The sequence below is a fragment of the Microbacterium sp. KHB019 genome, from assembly GCF_037285405.1.
GTDB lineage: Bacteria > Actinomycetota > Actinomycetes > Actinomycetales > Microbacteriaceae > Microbacterium.
Map to the genome: position 1 here is coordinate 833,707 of NZ_JBBDHF010000002.1, position 15,445 is coordinate 849,151.

19 protein-coding genes are annotated in these 15,445 nt (G+C 67.8%); 16 read left to right on the plus strand and 3 right to left on the minus strand.

What is annotated here, in order from left to right; genetic code table 11:
• Positions 1–69: 69 nt before the first annotated feature.
• The 11 genes from KHB019_RS10465 (at position 70) to rpsN (ending at position 8,193) form a co-directional block, all read left to right on the plus strand.
• Positions 70–1,074 carry a metal ABC transporter solute-binding protein, Zn/Mn family gene (locus KHB019_RS10465; RefSeq protein WP_230102439.1) on the plus strand — a complete coding sequence of 335 codons (1,005 nt, stop codon included), beginning with the start codon at positions 70–72 and terminating at the stop codon, positions 1,072–1,074.
• Positions 1,071–1,901, plus strand: a complete 831-nt coding sequence (locus KHB019_RS10470; RefSeq protein ID WP_230102440.1) for a metal ABC transporter ATP-binding protein — start codon at positions 1,071–1,073, stop codon at positions 1,899–1,901. Before KHB019_RS10465 ends, KHB019_RS10470 begins: the two co-directional genes overlap by 4 nt.
• Positions 1,901–2,788, plus strand: coding sequence for a metal ABC transporter permease (locus tag KHB019_RS10475; protein WP_443193210.1), 888 nt, complete (start codon positions 1,901–1,903; stop codon positions 2,786–2,788). Before KHB019_RS10470 ends, KHB019_RS10475 begins: the two co-directional genes overlap by 1 nt.
• A gap of 10 nt (positions 2,789–2,798) precedes the next feature.
• A complete protein-coding gene (locus tag KHB019_RS10480) occupies positions 2,799–3,212 on the plus strand; it encodes a Fur family transcriptional regulator (RefSeq protein WP_337458906.1) in 414 nt (137 codons plus the stop codon).
• Positions 3,209–4,249 (plus strand): permease, encoded by a 1,041-nt coding sequence (locus KHB019_RS10485; RefSeq protein ID WP_337458907.1) that lies wholly within the window; start codon positions 3,209–3,211, stop codon positions 4,247–4,249. Before KHB019_RS10480 ends, KHB019_RS10485 begins: the two co-directional genes overlap by 4 nt.
• On the plus strand, positions 4,242–5,039 hold the full coding sequence (locus KHB019_RS10490; RefSeq protein ID WP_337458908.1) for a TIGR03943 family putative permease subunit: 798 nt from the start codon (positions 4,242–4,244) through the stop codon (positions 5,037–5,039). Before KHB019_RS10485 ends, KHB019_RS10490 begins: the two co-directional genes overlap by 8 nt.
• Positions 5,029–6,651: an Ig-like domain-containing protein gene (locus KHB019_RS10495; RefSeq protein WP_337458909.1), complete on the plus strand. Its 1,623-nt coding sequence runs from the start codon at positions 5,029–5,031 to the stop codon at positions 6,649–6,651. The genes KHB019_RS10490 and KHB019_RS10495 overlap by 11 nt, the downstream gene beginning before the upstream one ends.
• A gap of 15 nt (positions 6,652–6,666) precedes the next feature.
• Positions 6,667–7,341: a DNA-3-methyladenine glycosylase gene (locus tag KHB019_RS10500; protein WP_337458910.1), complete on the plus strand. Its 675-nt coding sequence runs from the start codon at positions 6,667–6,669 to the stop codon at positions 7,339–7,341.
• 137 nt (positions 7,342–7,478) lie between these two features.
• Entirely contained in the window at positions 7,479–7,715 is a 237-nt protein-coding gene (rpmB, locus tag KHB019_RS10505; protein WP_017203559.1) for a 50S ribosomal protein L28, read from the plus strand.
• Positions 7,715–7,885: a 50S ribosomal protein L33 gene (gene rpmG, locus KHB019_RS10510; RefSeq protein ID WP_046014935.1), complete on the plus strand. Its 171-nt coding sequence runs from the start codon at positions 7,715–7,717 to the stop codon at positions 7,883–7,885. Before rpmB ends, rpmG begins: the two co-directional genes overlap by 1 nt.
• A gap of 2 nt (positions 7,886–7,887) precedes the next feature.
• Positions 7,888–8,193, plus strand: coding sequence for a 30S ribosomal protein S14 (rpsN, locus tag KHB019_RS10515; RefSeq protein ID WP_175987619.1), 306 nt, complete (start codon positions 7,888–7,890; stop codon positions 8,191–8,193).
• Between the two features lie 72 nt (positions 8,194–8,265).
• Here the strand turns inward: rpsN and KHB019_RS10520 are convergent, their stop codons facing one another.
• Positions 8,266–8,853, minus strand: coding sequence for an alpha/beta hydrolase (locus KHB019_RS10520; protein WP_337458911.1), 588 nt, complete (start codon positions 8,851–8,853; stop codon positions 8,266–8,268).
• A gap of 27 nt (positions 8,854–8,880) precedes the next feature.
• On the opposite strand from KHB019_RS10520, the gene KHB019_RS10525 reads away from it, so the two are divergent.
• From KHB019_RS10525 to KHB019_RS10540, 4 genes are all read left to right on the plus strand, one after another.
• Entirely contained in the window at positions 8,881–9,105 is a 225-nt protein-coding gene (locus KHB019_RS10525; RefSeq protein ID WP_337458912.1) for a hypothetical protein, read from the plus strand.
• 9 nt (positions 9,106–9,114) lie between these two features.
• On the plus strand, positions 9,115–9,699 hold the full coding sequence (locus KHB019_RS10530) for a TetR/AcrR family transcriptional regulator (protein WP_325471692.1): 585 nt from the start codon (positions 9,115–9,117) through the stop codon (positions 9,697–9,699).
• Between the two features lie 182 nt (positions 9,700–9,881).
• Positions 9,882–10,169: an HU family DNA-binding protein gene (locus KHB019_RS10535; protein WP_017203554.1), complete on the plus strand. Its 288-nt coding sequence runs from the start codon at positions 9,882–9,884 to the stop codon at positions 10,167–10,169.
• A 92-nt stretch (positions 10,170–10,261) separates the two neighbouring features.
• Positions 10,262–12,256 (plus strand): cytochrome c oxidase assembly protein, encoded by a 1,995-nt coding sequence (locus KHB019_RS10540; protein WP_337458913.1) that lies wholly within the window; start codon positions 10,262–10,264, stop codon positions 12,254–12,256.
• A 1-nt stretch (position 12,257) separates the two neighbouring features.
• On the opposite strand, the gene KHB019_RS10545 is transcribed toward KHB019_RS10540, so the two are convergent.
• Positions 12,258–13,316, minus strand: a complete 1,059-nt coding sequence (locus KHB019_RS10545) for a hypothetical protein (protein ID WP_337458914.1) — start codon at positions 13,314–13,316, stop codon at positions 12,258–12,260.
• A 72-nt stretch (positions 13,317–13,388) separates the two neighbouring features.
• Between KHB019_RS10545 and KHB019_RS10550 the strand changes: the two genes are divergently transcribed.
• Positions 13,389–14,780, plus strand: a complete 1,392-nt coding sequence (locus KHB019_RS10550) for an ATP-dependent DNA helicase (protein ID WP_325471695.1) — start codon at positions 13,389–13,391, stop codon at positions 14,778–14,780.
• A 10-nt stretch (positions 14,781–14,790) separates the two neighbouring features.
• Here the strand turns inward: KHB019_RS10550 and KHB019_RS10555 are convergent, their stop codons facing one another.
• Entirely contained in the window at positions 14,791–15,438 is a 648-nt protein-coding gene (locus KHB019_RS10555) for a biliverdin-producing heme oxygenase (RefSeq protein WP_230102452.1), read from the minus strand.
• Positions 15,439–15,445: the final 7 nt, after the last annotated feature.

The window sequence follows — 15,445 nt, forward strand, 5'->3', positions numbered from 1 at the left end:
GTAGCGTCTCCCGCCCACGAGAGTCATCTCGTGGTGAGAATGGTTATCATTAGCGTGTAGCATCGGAGTATGCACAAGCTCCACGCCGCCGCGCTCCTGACCGCATCCGCCCTCGTCCTCGCGGGATGCTCCACAGCGGGCGGCGAAGGCGCCGACGACGGACTGATCCACGTCACCGCGAGCACGAACATCTACGGCTCGCTCGTGAAGCAGATCGGCGGTGATCGCGTCGATGTGACGACGATCATCGACTCGGCGACCCAGGACCCCCACTCCTACGAGGCCACCGCCCGCGATCGCCTCGCCATGCAGGACGCCGACCTCGTCGTCGAGAACGGCGGCGGATACGACGCCTTCATCGACACGCTCCTCGATGGATCCGACGCGCACGTCTTCACGGCGGCCGAGTTCTCGCACGACTACCCGGGCAACGCGGGCCACGACGGCGAAGACGCAGGCGAGGATGCCGACGCTCACGACCACGCGGCCGACGAGGAGGGCCACGACCACGCTGATGAAGAGGGTCACGAAGGTCACGATCACATCGAGGGATTCAACGAGCACGTCTGGTTCGACCCGCACACGATGACTCACGTCGTGGAGGGTCTGGCCGAGGAGCTGTCAGAGCTCGACCCCGACGGCGCCGACGCGTTCACCGCCAACGCCGAGAACATCATCGCCGACATCGAAGACGCCGAAGCCCAGCTCGAGACGATCAAGACCGAGGCGAACGGCGCGGGTGTCTTCATGACCGAGCCGCTGCCCGGCTACATCGCCGCCGCGGCCGGCCTCACCGACCTCACCCCCGAGGGATTCGCGGAGTCCGTCGAGGAGGGCAGCGACGTGGCGCCCGCCACGCTGCTCGACGCGCTCGACGTCATCGAGAGCGGCGACGTGAAGGTCGTGCTCACCAACGCGCAGACCGGAGGCTCCGAGACCGAGCGGGTCGAGCAGGCGGCGAAGGATGCCGGCATCCCCGTCGTCGCTTTCAGCGAGCTGCTCGAAGACGGATCGTCGTACTCTGAGTGGATGCACGACGCGATCCAGAGCCTCGCCGACGCACTCCGTTCGTGAGTGCGGAGGTCGCACGCGAAGCGGAACCCGTCCTCGAGATCGCCGGAGCCGCCCTCCGGCGCGGTGACAGCGAGCTGTGGTCGGGTCTTGACCTGACCGTCGAGCCCGGCGAGTTCATCGCCGTGCTCGGTCCATCCGGCTCTGGCAAGACGACGCTGATGCGGGCGATCCTCGGTCTGCAGCCGTTGAGCGCCGGCAGCATCCGGGTCGCCGGCCAGCCCGTCCAGCGCGGCAATCCGCGCATCGGCTACATCCCCCAGCAGCGACCGTTGCCGCCCGACACCAGCATGCGGGCCCGCGACGTCGTCGCCCTCGGGGTCAACGGCACGCGCTTCGGCCTGCCGATCCCTCGCCGCGGCGATCGTGCCCGCGTCGACGCACTGCTCGAGGGTGTCGGCGCCGCGCACTTCGCGGACCGCCGTGTGGGCCTGCTGTCCGGTGGCGAACAGCAGCGTCTCCGGGTCGGCCAGGCGCTCGCCGACGAGCCCACGCTGCTGCTGTGCGACGAGCCGCTGTCGAACCTCGACCTCGCCAACCAGGTCGGCGTGACCGAGATCATCGACAGGCAGCGGCGCGAACGGGATGCCGCCGTGCTGTTCGTCACGCACGACATCAATCCCATCCTCGGTCGCGTCGACCGCATCCTGTACATCGCCGGGGGACGCTTCGTGCTCGGCACTCCAGATGAGGTGCTGCAGAGCCGTGTGCTCACCGACCTGTACGGGACTCCGGTGTTCGTGCTGCGCGCGGGTGACCGGCTCGTCGTCGTCGGAGCGCCGGACGCCCAGCCGCATCACGAACACGACCACGATGAGGACGACGCATGATGGTGCCGCTGTTCGACTGGAGCGACATCTTCTCCTTCCAGGACTACGGCGACCTGGTCGCCCTGCTCGCGAACTCGATCATCGCCGGTGCCGTGCTCGGCATCGTCGGCGGACTCATCGGCGTCTTCGTCATGCAGCGCGACCTCGCCTTCGCGGTGCACGGGGTCAGCGAGCTATCCTTCGCGGGGGCCGCGGCAGCGCTGCTGTTCGGCGGCAGCGTGGTCGCCGGGTCGCTCGGGGGAGCGCTGATCGCCGCCATCCTGATCGGCGTCCTCGGCTCGAAGGCACGCGACCGCAACTCGATCGTCGGCGTTCTCATGCCTTTCGGCCTCGGCCTCGGCATCCTGTTCCTGTCGCTCTACGACGGACGCAGCGCCAACCGCTTCAGCCTGCTCACCGGGCAGATCGTCTCGGTCTCGAGCCCCGATCTCGGCTGGCTGATCGGCATCAGCGCGGCCGTGCTCGTCGGCCTGCTGCTGATGTGGAACCCGCTCCGTTTCGACTCGCTCGACCAGGTCGCGGCATCCGCCCGTGGCATCCCGACCCGCTTCGTGAGCCTGGCGTTCATGGTCCTGCTCGGCCTCATCGTCGCGGTCAGCGTCCACATCATCGGCGCACTCCTGGTGATGGCGCTGCTCGTCACGCCGGCCGCCGCCGCGATGCGACTGACCGCTGGCCCCCTCGCGGTGCCCCTGCTGGCAGCGCTGTTCGGTTTCGTCTCCGCTGTCGGCGGCATCCTGCTCGCTCTCGCAGGCACTCTGCCGGTGAGCCCGTACATCACGACGATCTCGTTCCTGATCTACGTCGGATGCTGGGTCGCCCAGCGCATCCGCGGACGCATCCGTCGCACGGCTGCTCCCAGGCCGAGCACAACGCTTCCCGCCTAGAATCAAGGGCATGGCTCAGCGGAACACCTGGCAGCGCGAGCGCGTGCGCGAAGCACTCGCTGATGCGCGCGGTTTCGTGAGCGCGCAGAGCCTGCACGCCACCCTCCGCGAGGAGAACACGGGCATCGGCCTCGCCACCGTGTACCGAGCGCTGTCGGGCCTCGCTGCGTCCGGAGACGCGGACTCGCTCCAGAGCCCGGAGGGCGAAGCGCTCTACCGCGCCTGCTCGACCGAGGGGCATCATCACCACCTGATCTGCCGCTCGTGCGGTCTCACCGTCGAGATCGAGGCCAAGGACGTCGAGGCGTGGGCCCAGCGCACTGCGGCCCTGCACGGGTTCAGCGAGGCAGAGCACGTGGTCGACATCTTCGGGCTGTGCACGCCGTGCGCCAACAAGCGCGCGGACGCTGAAGGGGCGGCGTGAGCACCAACGCGCCGACGCGGGCACCGCGAACGGCTCGTGCTCCGCAAGAGCGACCGAGGCGCTCGCCGTGGGTCGGCGTCGCCATCGGCGTGGTGATCATCGCCGCGCTGTTCCTGATCGACCGGTTCGCCCCTGCCCTGTTCCAGGACACCCTGCCCACGCGCGCGCAGGACGGCCTGACCCTCGCGCTCAGCGTCCTCATCGAGGCGCTGCCGTTCGTGGTGCTCGGCGTCGTGCTGTCGATCGTCGTGCAGGTGTGGCTGCCGCCGGATCTCATCCACCGCTGGCTGCCGCGCGCCGGCTGGGCGAGGCGAGCCGTGCTGTCGCTGCTCGGGATGCTGATCCCGGTCTGCGAATGCGGCAACGTACCGTTCGCCCGCGGCCTCATGATGCGCGGACTCGCACCGGCCGAGGCGATGACCTTCCTGATCGCTGCGCCCATCGTGAACCCGATCGTGATCATCACGACCCACGCCGCGTTCGGCTTCGACGGCGGCATCCTCATCGCCCGACTCATCGGCGGCTACCTGATCGCCAACCTGATCGGCTGGATCTACAGCCGCCACCCCGACCCCGACGCCATGCTCACCCGCCAGTTCACGGCGACGTGCGAGCGGGTCGCCCACGAGCACGGCACGCCAACGCGGCGCAGCCTCACGCAGTTCCTCATCGAGCTGCGTGCCGTCATGCCGGCGCTCGTGATCGGCTCGGCGCTCGCCGGAGCCGTGCAGGTGCTCGTGCCGCGCGACATGCTCCTCGCGATCGGCTCGAACCCTGTGCTCTCGATCGTTGCGATGATGGCACTGGCGATGACGGTCGCCATCTGCTCGAACGTCGATGCCTTCTTCGCGCTGTCGTTCGCGTCGACCTTCTCGTCGGGGGCGCTGATCGCGTTCCTGCTGGTCGGCCCGCTCGTCGACATCAAGATGCTCGCGCTGCTGCGCACCACGTTCACCGCCCGCACCCTCGTCGGGATCGTCGCCGTGGTGCTGGTGAGCGCGTTCGCGATCGGAATCGGGGTGAACGTCTTTGGCTGAGTCGCACCCCGTCTCGCGCTGGTCCGCTGTCGGCACCCGATGGCTCGGTGTGGGGCTCGCCGCCGTCATCTCGGTCGTCACTCTCGGACTCGCCGTCACCGGCCAGCTCACCCTGTACATCGCCCCCGAGTCCATCTGGTTCGCCTGCGCCGGCGCCGTGGTCGTCATCGCCGGAGCGATCTGGTCGTTCGTGCTGCCCCTCGGTGCCGAATCGGATCACGGGCACGATCACGGGATCGTCGACGACGAAGCGGATGACGCGGCACCCCGCCGTCGCACGCTCACCCTGGTCGGCACCGTCTCGGCGGGCGTGGTGGCGACCGGTGTGGTCGCCGCAGCGCTCGTGCTGCCGCCGGCTTCTCTGTCCGTCGAGTTGGCGATGTCGAGAGCGGACGCCACCGGCCCCCTGTTCGCCGGCGCTGACACCCCGACGCTCGGCGTCGCCGATACCACCACCTTCGGCATCGGCGAGTGGTCGAGCGTGTTCGCGACCGCCTCGCGCCCCGAGGCCTACGACGGCTCGCCGGTCACGCTGGTCGGCTTCGTCACTCCCGGTCAGGCGGATGCCGTGAACCTGACCCGCATGATCATCACGCACTGCGTGATCGACGCCCAGCCGGCGGCCGTGCCCGTGACGATGGATGCCGGGGAGTACGGCCCTGATCTCGTGAAGACGGGTCAGTGGATCGAGGTGACCGGAACCGTGAAGGCGGACGCCGACGGTTCTCTGCGTGTGCTCCCCACCTCCGTCGTCGCGATCGACGAGCCCGGGGACCCGTATGAGTACTGACGACCCCGCCGGCCGTCCGCAGACGCGCGCCGAGGCCCGCGCCGCTCGCGAGGCCGCTGAGCGCGAGGCCGCTGAGCGTGCCTCTGCAGAGACGGTGCCGCCCGTTCCTGTTGCGCCGGAGGAGGTGGGGCTTCGACTCCCTTCAGTCGCTCAGCCCGTTTCGTCTTCGGCTGCTGCGCAGCCTTCGCTCAACGACCCGCAGCAGAAGGATCCCGCACAGGGGGAATCCTCCGCAGGAGCCTCCCCACGCAACCGCCGCTTCCTCTACACGATCCTCGCCGTCGTCGGCGTACTGGTCGTCGTCGCGGGCGGGCTCGGGGTCATCAGCCTCCTCCAGGGGCCGCGCATCAGCCAGGTGCAGGTCGATCCGGCCGAGGCGATCCAGGTCTCCGGCAGCCGCGTCATCCTCACCGCGAACCAGTCGCTTCAGGCGATCGACGAGTCCCAGGTCACGGTCGACCCTGCCGTGCCGTTCACGGTCGACGCCGCAGGTCGGAGCATCGGCATCCGCTTCACCGTGCCGCTCGATGACGCCACCGACTACACCGTGAAGGTCGCCGGCGCCACCGGCAGCGGCGGGGGGCCGGCATCCGATCTGCAGACGACCTTCACGACACCGGCATCCGAGGTGTTCCTGCTCAACCGCTCAGACGATGACGACAGGATCTTCAGCACCGACCTGACCGGTGAGAACGCCGTGCCCGTCTTCACGCATCCGCGCATCAACGACTACCGCTCGACCTCGACGTCGCTCGTCGTCGCTGTCGAGGACGACGACGGCTCCCGTGTGCTCGTGATGGACCACAAGGGCGAGAACGTGCACGAGCTGACACTCCCCGGCGACGGGTATGTGAGCTCGGTGCAGGTGTCCGACCGGGGTGGTCTGGTCGGATACATCTACTCCGATCGCAAGATCAGCGAGGACAGCGGCCGCGCCAGCGTTCTGGTGACCCAGCTGCTGAGCGGCGAGGGCGAGCCGCACGTCGTCGAGGTCGGCGGCGACGAGGCGAGCATCGCCGAATGGCAGTTCGTCCCCGACTCGGCCGCCGTTCTCTTCATCGACTTCGCCGGAGCCCTGTCGCTCGACGACCGCTCCGGTGACGCAGGGGCGCAGAACCTGGGGCTCGCGGCCAAGCTCCTCGGCGTCTCGCGGGGAACCTACACGGCGATCGTCGAGCGCATCGACCAGAGCATCGTCGAGCTGAATCTGGCTGACGGGTCCGAGACTCCGCTCGCCGCATCCGACCCGGACTTCGGCCCGGCGACCACGATCACTCCGTTCCCCGGAGGCACGCTGCGCCACATAGTCACGCGCGACGACACCGGCCTGCCGATCGGCCAGTCGATAATACGCGTGGACGACGACGGCGCTGCGGAGTCGCTGATCGATGTGCCGTCAGGCAGTGCGATCCTGCAGGCCTGCGCCTCGCCGAGTGGTCAGTACGCGGCGGTGACCGTCGCCCCGAACCTCGTGGACAACGCGTACGACGACATGCTCGTGCCGCTGCCGACGACTCTCGAGACTCACCTGATCGATCTCCGCAGCGGCGATGAACTGGTCGCCCTCACCGGGTTCGACGTGTCGTGGTGCCAGATGGCGCCGGCCTTCTGAGCGGGGCCTCGAGGAATGCGTCGCGCCACAAGGCCCGAACTCGAGGAATTGCCGCTCGAGGTGGCCCCGAGGCTGCTCGGTGCCGAACTGCGCACTGTGGTGGATGACCTCGAAGTGCGTCTGCGCATCACCGAGGTCGAGGCGTACCACGGTCAGGGCACCGGAGACGTGCCTGATCCCGGCTCGCACGCGCGCATGGGGCGCACGGCCCGCAACGAGACCATGTGGGGTGAGCCGGGGCACCTGTACGTGTACCTCAGTCACGGCATCCACTCGTGCGTGAACGTCGTGTGCGGTCCGCAGGGCACGGCGGGCGGTGTGCTGCTGCGTGCGGGTTCCGTGACGTTCGGGGCGGATGCCGCGGCATCCCGTACCGGTTCGTCGAGCAAGGCGGGGAGATCCGGACGCGATCTCGCTCGAGGGCCTGGGCGGCTCGGACAGGTCTCTGGCCTGCGGCATCCCGTTCATGACGGCATCGACTTCGTCACCGGTACACCGCTGCACGGGGCGCGGGCCGAGCTGTGGTGGGGGTCGGAGGTGGTCGACGTCGCGTCTGGTCCGCGCGTGGGTGTCGCCGGCATCGCCGGGACGGATGCCTTCCCCTGGCGATTCTGGATCGAGGGCGATCCGACGGTCTCGCCGTTCCGGTGGGGCCGAGGCGCAGCCGACGCGCAGGCCATGCTAGACTGACTCCTTGTCTGTGCACACTCCTGTGCGCAGTTCGTGTGCTGTTCCCCCGCAGGCTCCTGAGCCTGTCGAAGGACGGCGCGCAGACAAGGGATCTTGGGTGAGGCCGTCCGGTCTCACGGTAATGAAGGAGTAATCACATGGCAGCAGTGTGCCAGGTGACTGGAGCTGTTCCCGGCTTCGGTCACAACGTCTCGCACTCGCACCGCCGGACGAAGCGCCGCTTCGACCCGAACGTGCAGAAGAAGACCTATTTCGTTCCGTCGCTCGGTCGTAAGATCACGCTCAACGTGTCCGCCAAGGGCATCAAGGTGATCGACGTCCGGGGCATCGAGAACGTGGTCAAGGACCTCCAGGCGAAGGGTGTGAAGCTCTAATGGCCAAGAAGGCTCAGGACGTACGTCCCATCATCAAGCTGCGTTCGACGGCAGGCACCGGTTACACCTACGTGACCAAGAAGAACCGTCGTAACACCCCCGACCGTCTCGTGCTGAAGAAGTACGACCCGGTGGTCCGCAAGCACGTCGAATTCCGCGAGGAGCGCTAAACATGGCGAAGAAGAGCAAGATCGCTCGCAACGAGCAGCGCAAGGTCATCGTCGCCCGCTACGCGGAGCGTCGTGCCGAGCTGAAGAAGACCCTGGTCGACCCGAACGCAACCGACGAGGCCCGCGAGGCCGCTCGCGTCGGCCTGCAGAAGCTGCCGCGCAACGCGTCGCCGGTTCGCGTGCGTTCGCGTGACGCCATCGACGGGCGCCCCCGCGGAATGCTGACGAAGTTCGGCATCTCGCGTGTGCGCTTCCGCGACATGGCCCACCGCGGCGAGCTGCCCGGTGTGACCAAGTCCAGCTGGTAAGAACCGCTTCATCACCGAAAGGGGCGAGGATCTTCGGATCCTCGCCCCTTTCGCGTTGTCGGGAGGCGTGGTTCACGCAACGGGTGCGGAGTGCGCCACGGCCCAGGCGAGCGCGTCATCGGCGATCTGCTCCCAGCCGTCCTGGCTGACCAGCCGGTGCGTGCGCCCGGAGTACTCCTTGTACTCGATGACCGCGTCGCTCTCGGTGGAACGGTACTTCTTGACGATCGCACGACCGATCGCAGGCGGCACGACGTGGTCGATCTCGCCCGTGATGATCAGGAGCGGAGCGCGGTCGTCGCGCGCGTAGTCGACGTGGGTGACGCCGCCCTTCTCGTTGAATGCGGACGCGACGCCCTCGAAGAACACCCGGTTGTACGAGTTGACGGCGTACTGCTCCCAGAGGAGGTCGGACTCGCCGCGGGTCAGATCGTTTCCGAAGGTGAAGTGGAAGTGGCGCTTGGACAGGGGCTTGGCGCCGTTGCGGCCGAAGGGATTCGACAGGATCGGGGTGCCGGTCCAGAGCGTCGGGAGCGGGAGCGTGGAGATGCCGGCGGTCTGCCCGGGGGCGACGCCGACGTAGGCGACGCCGAGGCCGCGGTCGGCAAGCATCTGGGTGATGACGCCGCCGAAGGAGTGACCCATGATGATCGGCTTCACAGGGAGAGTGCGGATGATGCGCTCGTAATGGTCGACGATCTGCTTCAGGCCGATGCCCTTCAGGGCGGACGGATCACGGCGGATGTCCGCGACGCTCCGATCATCGATGCCGGGCCAACCGGGGACGATTCTCTCGGTGTCGGTCCCTGGTCAGGAATCCTGATAGTAGACCGAACGTTCTATCTATCACGTTCTATTCCCGACGATCATGAATCGGTTGTCGGGATGCCGGCGATCCGGATGCCACGATGAGAGAGGACCATGATGAACACCACGACGAAGCGCCCCAGTCCCGCCCGCGAGCGGCTGATCACCGCCGCGACCCGTCTCTTCTACGAGGAGGGCATCCACACCGTCGGCGTGGACCGCGTCATCGAGGAGGCCGGGGTCACCCGCGCCACTCTCTACAAGCAGTTCGGCGGCAAGGAGAACCTCGTCCTCGCCTACCTCGGGCACGAGGACGAGAGCCTCCGCGCGCTGTTCGCCGCCGCCGGGCAGGGTGTCGCCGACCCCGACGCACTGCTCGATGCAGTGATCAACGGCATCGCCGCCGACATCCGTGATCGCCACACCCGCGGTTGCCCGTTCATCAACGCGGCGGCCGAGTATCCCGACGCGAACGGCGAGGTGCGTCGTCTCATCGATCAACACCGGGAGTGGTTCCGCGCGACACTGCAGACGGTTGCCGACTCAGCCGGCCTCGAGAGGCCCGAGGAGGTCGCAGCGTCCCTCGTCCTGCTGCGCGATGCGGCCCTCGTCGGCGGGTATCTGGACGGAGAGGGCCGCGTGACCCCCGCCTTCGAGCGCACCGCCCTCGCCGTGATCGAGGCTCATCGGGCGGGTTGAGGACCCGAAATCGTGTGACTGGAGTGACTGAAGTGGTGCGACACGCCTGAGAAAAGCCCAAAACCCGCGAAATGACGCGGAAATACGGGTCTCGGTTGATACATTCGAGGCGGTCGATCGACCAGGAGCACCCGCTCCGACTAAAACGACAATGCGACGTGACATCGTCGCTGGAGGATGACATGGCTGACAAGTCCATCACCAAGACCGAGCTCGTCGCGAGCATCGCTTCCGCCACCGGCCAGAGCCAGGCCACCGTCTCGGGCGTCCTCGACTCGCTCTTCGCGACGGTGTCCGACGCTGTTGCCAAGGGCAGCAAGGTCTCGATCCCGGGCTGGATCTCGTTCGAGCAGGTCGACACCGCTGCCCGCACCGGCCGCAACCCGCAGACCGGCGCCGAGATCAAGATCCCGGCCGGCAAGCGCGTCAAGGTGACCGCCGGCTCCAAGCTCAAGGCTGCCGTCAAGTAAGACTGCTTCCATCCACGAAGGCCGTCCCGATCGGGGCGGCCTTCGTGGTCTCCGCGGCGGCAAGGACACCCGCGCGAGCTTAGGCTTGAGGAATGAGTTCTCCCGGTGCCGTCTCCGTCTCGTCGTACCGCGGCGCCGGCATCCTGATCCTCAGCGTGAGCACCGCGCTCGCGCTCGTTGTCGCACTCATCCTCGGCGGAGGAGCCGCCCCGCTCCTCGTGGGCGACCCCGGTGTTGTCATCCGCTGGAGCCTCCCGATCGCCCGGACGGTGAACAATCTCAGCGCGGCGCTCATGATCGGTCCGATGGTGCTCGCCCTGTTCGCGCTGCGCGCGGGGGAGAAGCCGTTCGAGACGGCGATGGACACGGCATCCATCGGCGCAGCCGTCTTCACCGTCTCCTCCGCTGCCACCGGATTCCTGACGTTCCTCGCCGCGTTCAACCCTCAGATCAGCCTGGAGCAGCAGTTCGGCGAGCAGCTCGGCCGATTCCTGCTCGCCCTCCCGCTCGGCCAGGCCTGGCTCATCACGACCATCATGGGCGCGCTCGTCACGATCCTCGCGTTCGCCTGGCGCACCTGGACCCCGACGCTGATCACCGCGGTCATCGCGCTCGCAGCGCTGGTCCCGATGGCGCAGCAGGGGCACTCCGGCGAACTGTCCGGCCACGTCATCGCCGTGAACTCGATCCTGCTGCACACCATCGGCGCTGCCGTCTGGCTCGGCGGGCTCATGCTCCTCGTCGTCCTGCGTCTCGCGAAGGGCGTCGATGCGAAGGATCTCGTGAGCCGCTACTCGAGCCTCGCGATCGTCGCGTTCTTCGTCGTGGCCGTCTCGGGTGTCGTGCGCTCGACGGTCGGCCTCGGCAGCTGGGACGCACTCTGGTCGCCGTACGGCCTCATCATCATCGCCAAGGCGGTTCTGCTGTGCGGGATGGGCCTGCTCGGGGCCTGGTACCGCACTCGGCTGATTCCACGTATGGACGGCGAACGCGCGTCGCGCTGGTTCTGGATGCTCGTGCTCGGTGAGGTCGCGCTCATGGGCCTGGCATCCGGTGCCGCCGCGGCCCTCGCGCGCACGCCCCCGCCCACAGGCGACACGGCCGCGGTCCGCCAGACGCCGGCCGAGATCCTCACCACCTCACCGCTGCCGCCCGAGCTCACACTCGACAGATGGTTCACAGCGTGGGACTTCGACATCCTGTGGGCGCTGGCCGCCGCTCTCGGCGTGTTCTTCTACATCGCGGGCGTGTGGCGCCTGCATCGGCGGGGCGATCGCTGGCCGATCCACCGCACCGTGTTCTGGATGCTGGGCCTGGCTCTGCTGTTCTGGGTGACCTGCGGACCGCTGAACCTGTACCAGGAGTACCTCTTCAGTGTCCACATGATGGGCCACATGGTGCTGTCGATGGCGATCCCGCTGCTGCTGGTGTCCGGCGCACCGATCACGCTGGCTCTGCGCAGCATCCACAAGAGGGATGACGGGACCCGCGGCGGACGCGAATGGATCCTGTGGGCCGTGCATTCGCCGTTCTCCCGCGTCGTGACGCACCCGTTCGTGGCGGCGGGGATCTTCGTCGGCTCGCTCTGGGGCTTCTACTTCACCGATCTGGTCCGGTGGGCGATGTACGAGCACCTCGGCCACGAGTGGATGATCATCCACTTCCTGATCTCCGGCTACCTGTTCGTCATGAGCCTCGTCGGCGTCGACCCGGTGCCGTATCGGCTGCCGTACCCCGGCCGCCTGATCACGCTGATCGCCGTCATGGCGATGCACGCCTTCTTCGGCATGGCGATCATGATGCAGGAGGGGCTCATGGTCGCCGAGTGGTTCGGCGCGATGGGGCGCACCTGGGGACCCACCCCCATGGAGGATCAGTACATCGGCGGCGGCATCGCCTGGTCGGTGGGAGAGATCCCCACACTGATCCTCGCGATCACCGTGGCGATCCAGTGGAGCCGTGACGACACCAAGGTGCAGCGTCGTACGGACCGGAACGCCGATCGCACGGGTGATGCCGAGCTCGAGGAGTACAACGCGAAGCTCGCGGCGCTCGCCGCGAAGGACGAGCGCGAAGCGGCCCGCTGACTCAGCTGCCGCCCGGATTGCCGACGCGGATCGATGCCGAGCCGTCCGACAGAATCGTGATCGTGCCGTCCACCCGGAACGGCACATCCTCGGAGACGTGCTCGACCGATCCGTCGTACAGCGATCGGATGTCGACCTCGATGTGCGCCACGGCATCCGCGGGCGGGATCATCCAGTGTCCGCCATCCGGCTCGACGGTCACGGTCGGCTGCGTCGTGATCGACCACACCGGCGGCGCGACGATGCGGTTCTGCACCTCGAGGCCGAACGGGCACGCGGTGGGCTGCAGCACCTCCTGCGTCGTGCACTCGTCGAGGAACTCCTCGACCCGGTCCTGAACGACCCCGACGAACTCGTCCGTCGGCTCGGTCTGCAGCTCGACGGGGGTCTGAGTGAGCGGGGAGTCGGCGAGGAAGCTCATGCCCGGCGACGTCGCGATCGCGGTGTCGACGGTGACCGAGTACAGCCCCGGTGTGAACACGAGCAGCGGCACCGGATCTGTCGGCGCAGCATCTGCACCCGCCGCCGAGACCTGGTTGCGGTCGACTTCGAAGCCGTTGACGGCGAAGTGGTCGGCGCCGAGCACGGTGAGTGCGACGGCGGCGAGCGGAGACTGCGTGAATCGCCAGTTCGGGGTGACGCCCGCCCAGCCGTCCTGCTCGACCTGGAACGTCGACGATCCGGCGTGGCCGCCGGCGACGTACTCGACCGTCACCGAGGTGACGCCGTCGTCCGTCTTCTCGCCGACGACCTCGACGTCGCTGAGCGGTGCGAGAGCGGCCTTTCGCAGCATCGCCTCGGATGCTGCTGGGTCGATGCCCGAACGCTCGAGGACCTCCCTGTCGATCGAGACCCCAGGGATGTGCAGCGCATCGGCGGCGTGGCCGGTGGCGAGCAGGTCGATGTAACGCGTGACGAACGCCGATGGGCCGTAGAACTGCTTGTACAGCACCAGGGCGCCGGCGCCGAGAGCGGCGAGCAGCAGCACTCCGACCACGGCGAGAGCGGTGAGATCGAACCACAATCGACGGCGCGCGGGCGTCGTCGAGGGCTGATCCATGGCGCCAAGTCTAGAAGGACGGGCCTGTGACAGTGCCGAGCGTGTGACGGTGAGCGACGTACGATGAGAGTCGTGTCTTTCCCCGCCCTCTCCGACGAGCAGCAGGAGCTGTTCCGGCTCATCGAGGACACCAGAGAGCACGTGTTCATCACCGGCCGCGCCGGCACGGGCAAGTCGACGCTGCTGCAGTACTTCGCCTGGAACACGCAGAAGCAGATCGCGATCTGCGCCCCCACCGGTGTCGCGGCGCTGAACGTCGAGGGCCAGACGATCCACTCGCTGTTCCGGCTGCCGATCGGACTCATCGCCGAGAGCGAGATCGAGCAGAACGACGCCACCCGTCGCATCCTGAACGCCATAGACACCCTCGTGATCGACGAGGTGTCGATGGTCAACGCCGATCTCATGGACGGCATGGACCGGGCTCTGCGTCAGGCACGAGGCCGTCGCGCCGAGCCGTTCGGCGGCGTCCAGGTCGTCATGTTCGGCGACCCGTACCAGCTCGCCCCTGTGCCACCGCGCGGCGACGAGCTGCGCTACGTGCAGGACCACTACCGCTCGTTCTGGTTCTTCGACGCCAAGGTGTGGGCCGGCGCGACCATGGGCGAGGCAGACGGCCTGATCGATCTCGGCAGGCACGGAGCGCCCCTGCACGTGCGCGAGCTCGTGCAGATCCATCGGCAGTCCGACGACGGGTTCAAAGCCATGCTGAACGCCGTGCGCTACGGACGGGTGACCGCAGAGATCGCCGAGGTGCTCAACACGCAGGGGACCAGGACGCCCCCTGACCCGGAGCCGGGCGAGATCCCGATGATCACGCTCGCCACGCGCAACGACATCGTCAACAACATCAACCGCCGGCACCTGGCCGCGCTCGCCGGCAAGGAGCAGACAGCGCGTGCCGAGATCAACGGCGACTTCGGACGCGGGGACGGCAACTACCCGGCGGATGCCGAGCTGAAGCTCAAGGTCGGCGCGCAGGTGATGTTCCTCCGCAACGACGTGTCGATGACGGGCGAACCGCCGCGATGGGTGAACGGCACGATCGGCACCGTCAAGCGCATCCTCGGCGGCTCGGTGCGAGTCGAGATCGACGGCGAGGACGTCGATGTGGAGCCTGCGGTCTGGGAGAGGTTCCGATACTCGTACGACTCGAACTCGAAGACCCTGAGCCGCGACGTGATCGCCGAGTTCATGCAGTTCCCGCTGCGGCTCGCTTGGGCCGTGACGATTCACAAGTCGCAGGGCAAGACGTACGACCGCGCGATCATCGACCTCGGTGGCGGGGCGTTCGCGCCGGGCCAGACGTACGTCGCGCTGTCCCGCCTCACCTCGCTCGACGGCCTGTACCTGTCACGACCGCTGCGGCCGAGCGACATCCGGGTCGATCAGGACGTGCGCCGGTTCATGCGCGAGGCATGGGAGGCGCGGCAGGGCTCGACGCCCGAAGTTGCCGGGTCCTGAAAGCCGCGAGTCAGGCGGCGACGCGCGCCCGGTCGAGGTCTTCGAACAGCTCGGTGTTGAACCGGTACGCCAGAAGCACCTCGTCGATCACGCGCTCGCGCTCGGCCTCATCCCAGGGCGCGGCATCCAGCTGCTCGCGGTACACGTCCTTGAACGCATTCGGGTCGGCGATGTCGTCGAACAGGTAGAAGCCGACGCCGTTCGTCTCGAAGCCGAAGCGGCGCTGCATCACACGGCCGATGAAGATGCCGCCAGATAAGTCGCCGAGGTAGCGGGTGTAGTGGTGGGCGACGAAGCCGCCCGCCCAGGTGGCGCCGACCTCGTTGATCCGGGCGACGTAGCGCTCGGTCGTCGGCAGCGGACGGATGATCTCGCGCCAGGAGTCGCCGAGAAGGAACTCGAGGTCGGCTTCGAGCGCGGGCAGCCTCGTCAGCTTGTCGCTGATGAACACGGATGCCACCGGGTCGCGGCGCATCCGCTCGCCCGCGGATTCGAGCGCCTCGTAGATGAAGTAGTGCTGCGAGACGAGCGCGATGTAGTCCTCGCGCGAGCCCTCGCCCTTCAGCAGATCGGCCATGAACCCGGCGTGCTCGCTGCGGGAGTGTGAGCTGGAGGAGCGCTCGCGCAGGGCCGCGGAGAAGGAGATGAGTTCAGCCATGGCACCA

What these genes read in the sequence shown, in the direction of transcription:
- KHB019_RS10465 (WP_230102439.1), top strand. Translation starts at nt 70, where the DNA reads ATGCACAAGCTCCACGCCGCCGCGCTCCTGACCGCATCCGCCCTCGTC.
- KHB019_RS10475 (WP_443193210.1), top strand. Translation starts at nt 1,901, where the DNA reads ATGGTGCCGCTGTTCGACTGGAGCGACATCTTCTCCTTCCAGGACTAC.
- KHB019_RS10480 (WP_337458906.1), top strand. Translation starts at nt 2,799, where the DNA reads ATGGCTCAGCGGAACACCTGGCAGCGCGAGCGCGTGCGCGAAGCACTC.
- KHB019_RS10495 (WP_337458909.1), top strand. Translation starts at nt 5,029, where the DNA reads ATGAGTACTGACGACCCCGCCGGCCGTCCGCAGACGCGCGCCGAGGCC.
- KHB019_RS10500 (WP_337458910.1), top strand. Translation starts at nt 6,667, where the DNA reads ATGCGTCGCGCCACAAGGCCCGAACTCGAGGAATTGCCGCTCGAGGTG.
- rpmB (WP_017203559.1), top strand. Translation starts at nt 7,479, where the DNA reads ATGGCAGCAGTGTGCCAGGTGACTGGAGCTGTTCCCGGCTTCGGTCAC.
- rpmG (WP_046014935.1), top strand. Translation starts at nt 7,715, where the DNA reads ATGGCCAAGAAGGCTCAGGACGTACGTCCCATCATCAAGCTGCGTTCG.
- rpsN (WP_175987619.1), top strand. Translation starts at nt 7,888, where the DNA reads ATGGCGAAGAAGAGCAAGATCGCTCGCAACGAGCAGCGCAAGGTCATC.
- KHB019_RS10525 (WP_337458912.1), top strand. Translation starts at nt 8,881, where the DNA reads ATGGTCGACGATCTGCTTCAGGCCGATGCCCTTCAGGGCGGACGGATC.
- KHB019_RS10530 (WP_325471692.1), top strand. Translation starts at nt 9,115, where the DNA reads ATGATGAACACCACGACGAAGCGCCCCAGTCCCGCCCGCGAGCGGCTG.
- KHB019_RS10535 (WP_017203554.1), top strand. Translation starts at nt 9,882, where the DNA reads ATGGCTGACAAGTCCATCACCAAGACCGAGCTCGTCGCGAGCATCGCT.
- KHB019_RS10540 (WP_337458913.1), top strand. Translation starts at nt 10,262, where the DNA reads ATGAGTTCTCCCGGTGCCGTCTCCGTCTCGTCGTACCGCGGCGCCGGC.
- KHB019_RS10545 (WP_337458914.1), bottom strand. Translation starts at nt 13,316, where the DNA reads ATGGATCAGCCCTCGACGACGCCCGCGCGCCGTCGATTGTGGTTCGAT.
- KHB019_RS10555 (WP_230102452.1), bottom strand. Translation starts at nt 15,438, where the DNA reads ATGGCTGAACTCATCTCCTTCTCCGCGGCCCTGCGCGAGCGCTCCTCC.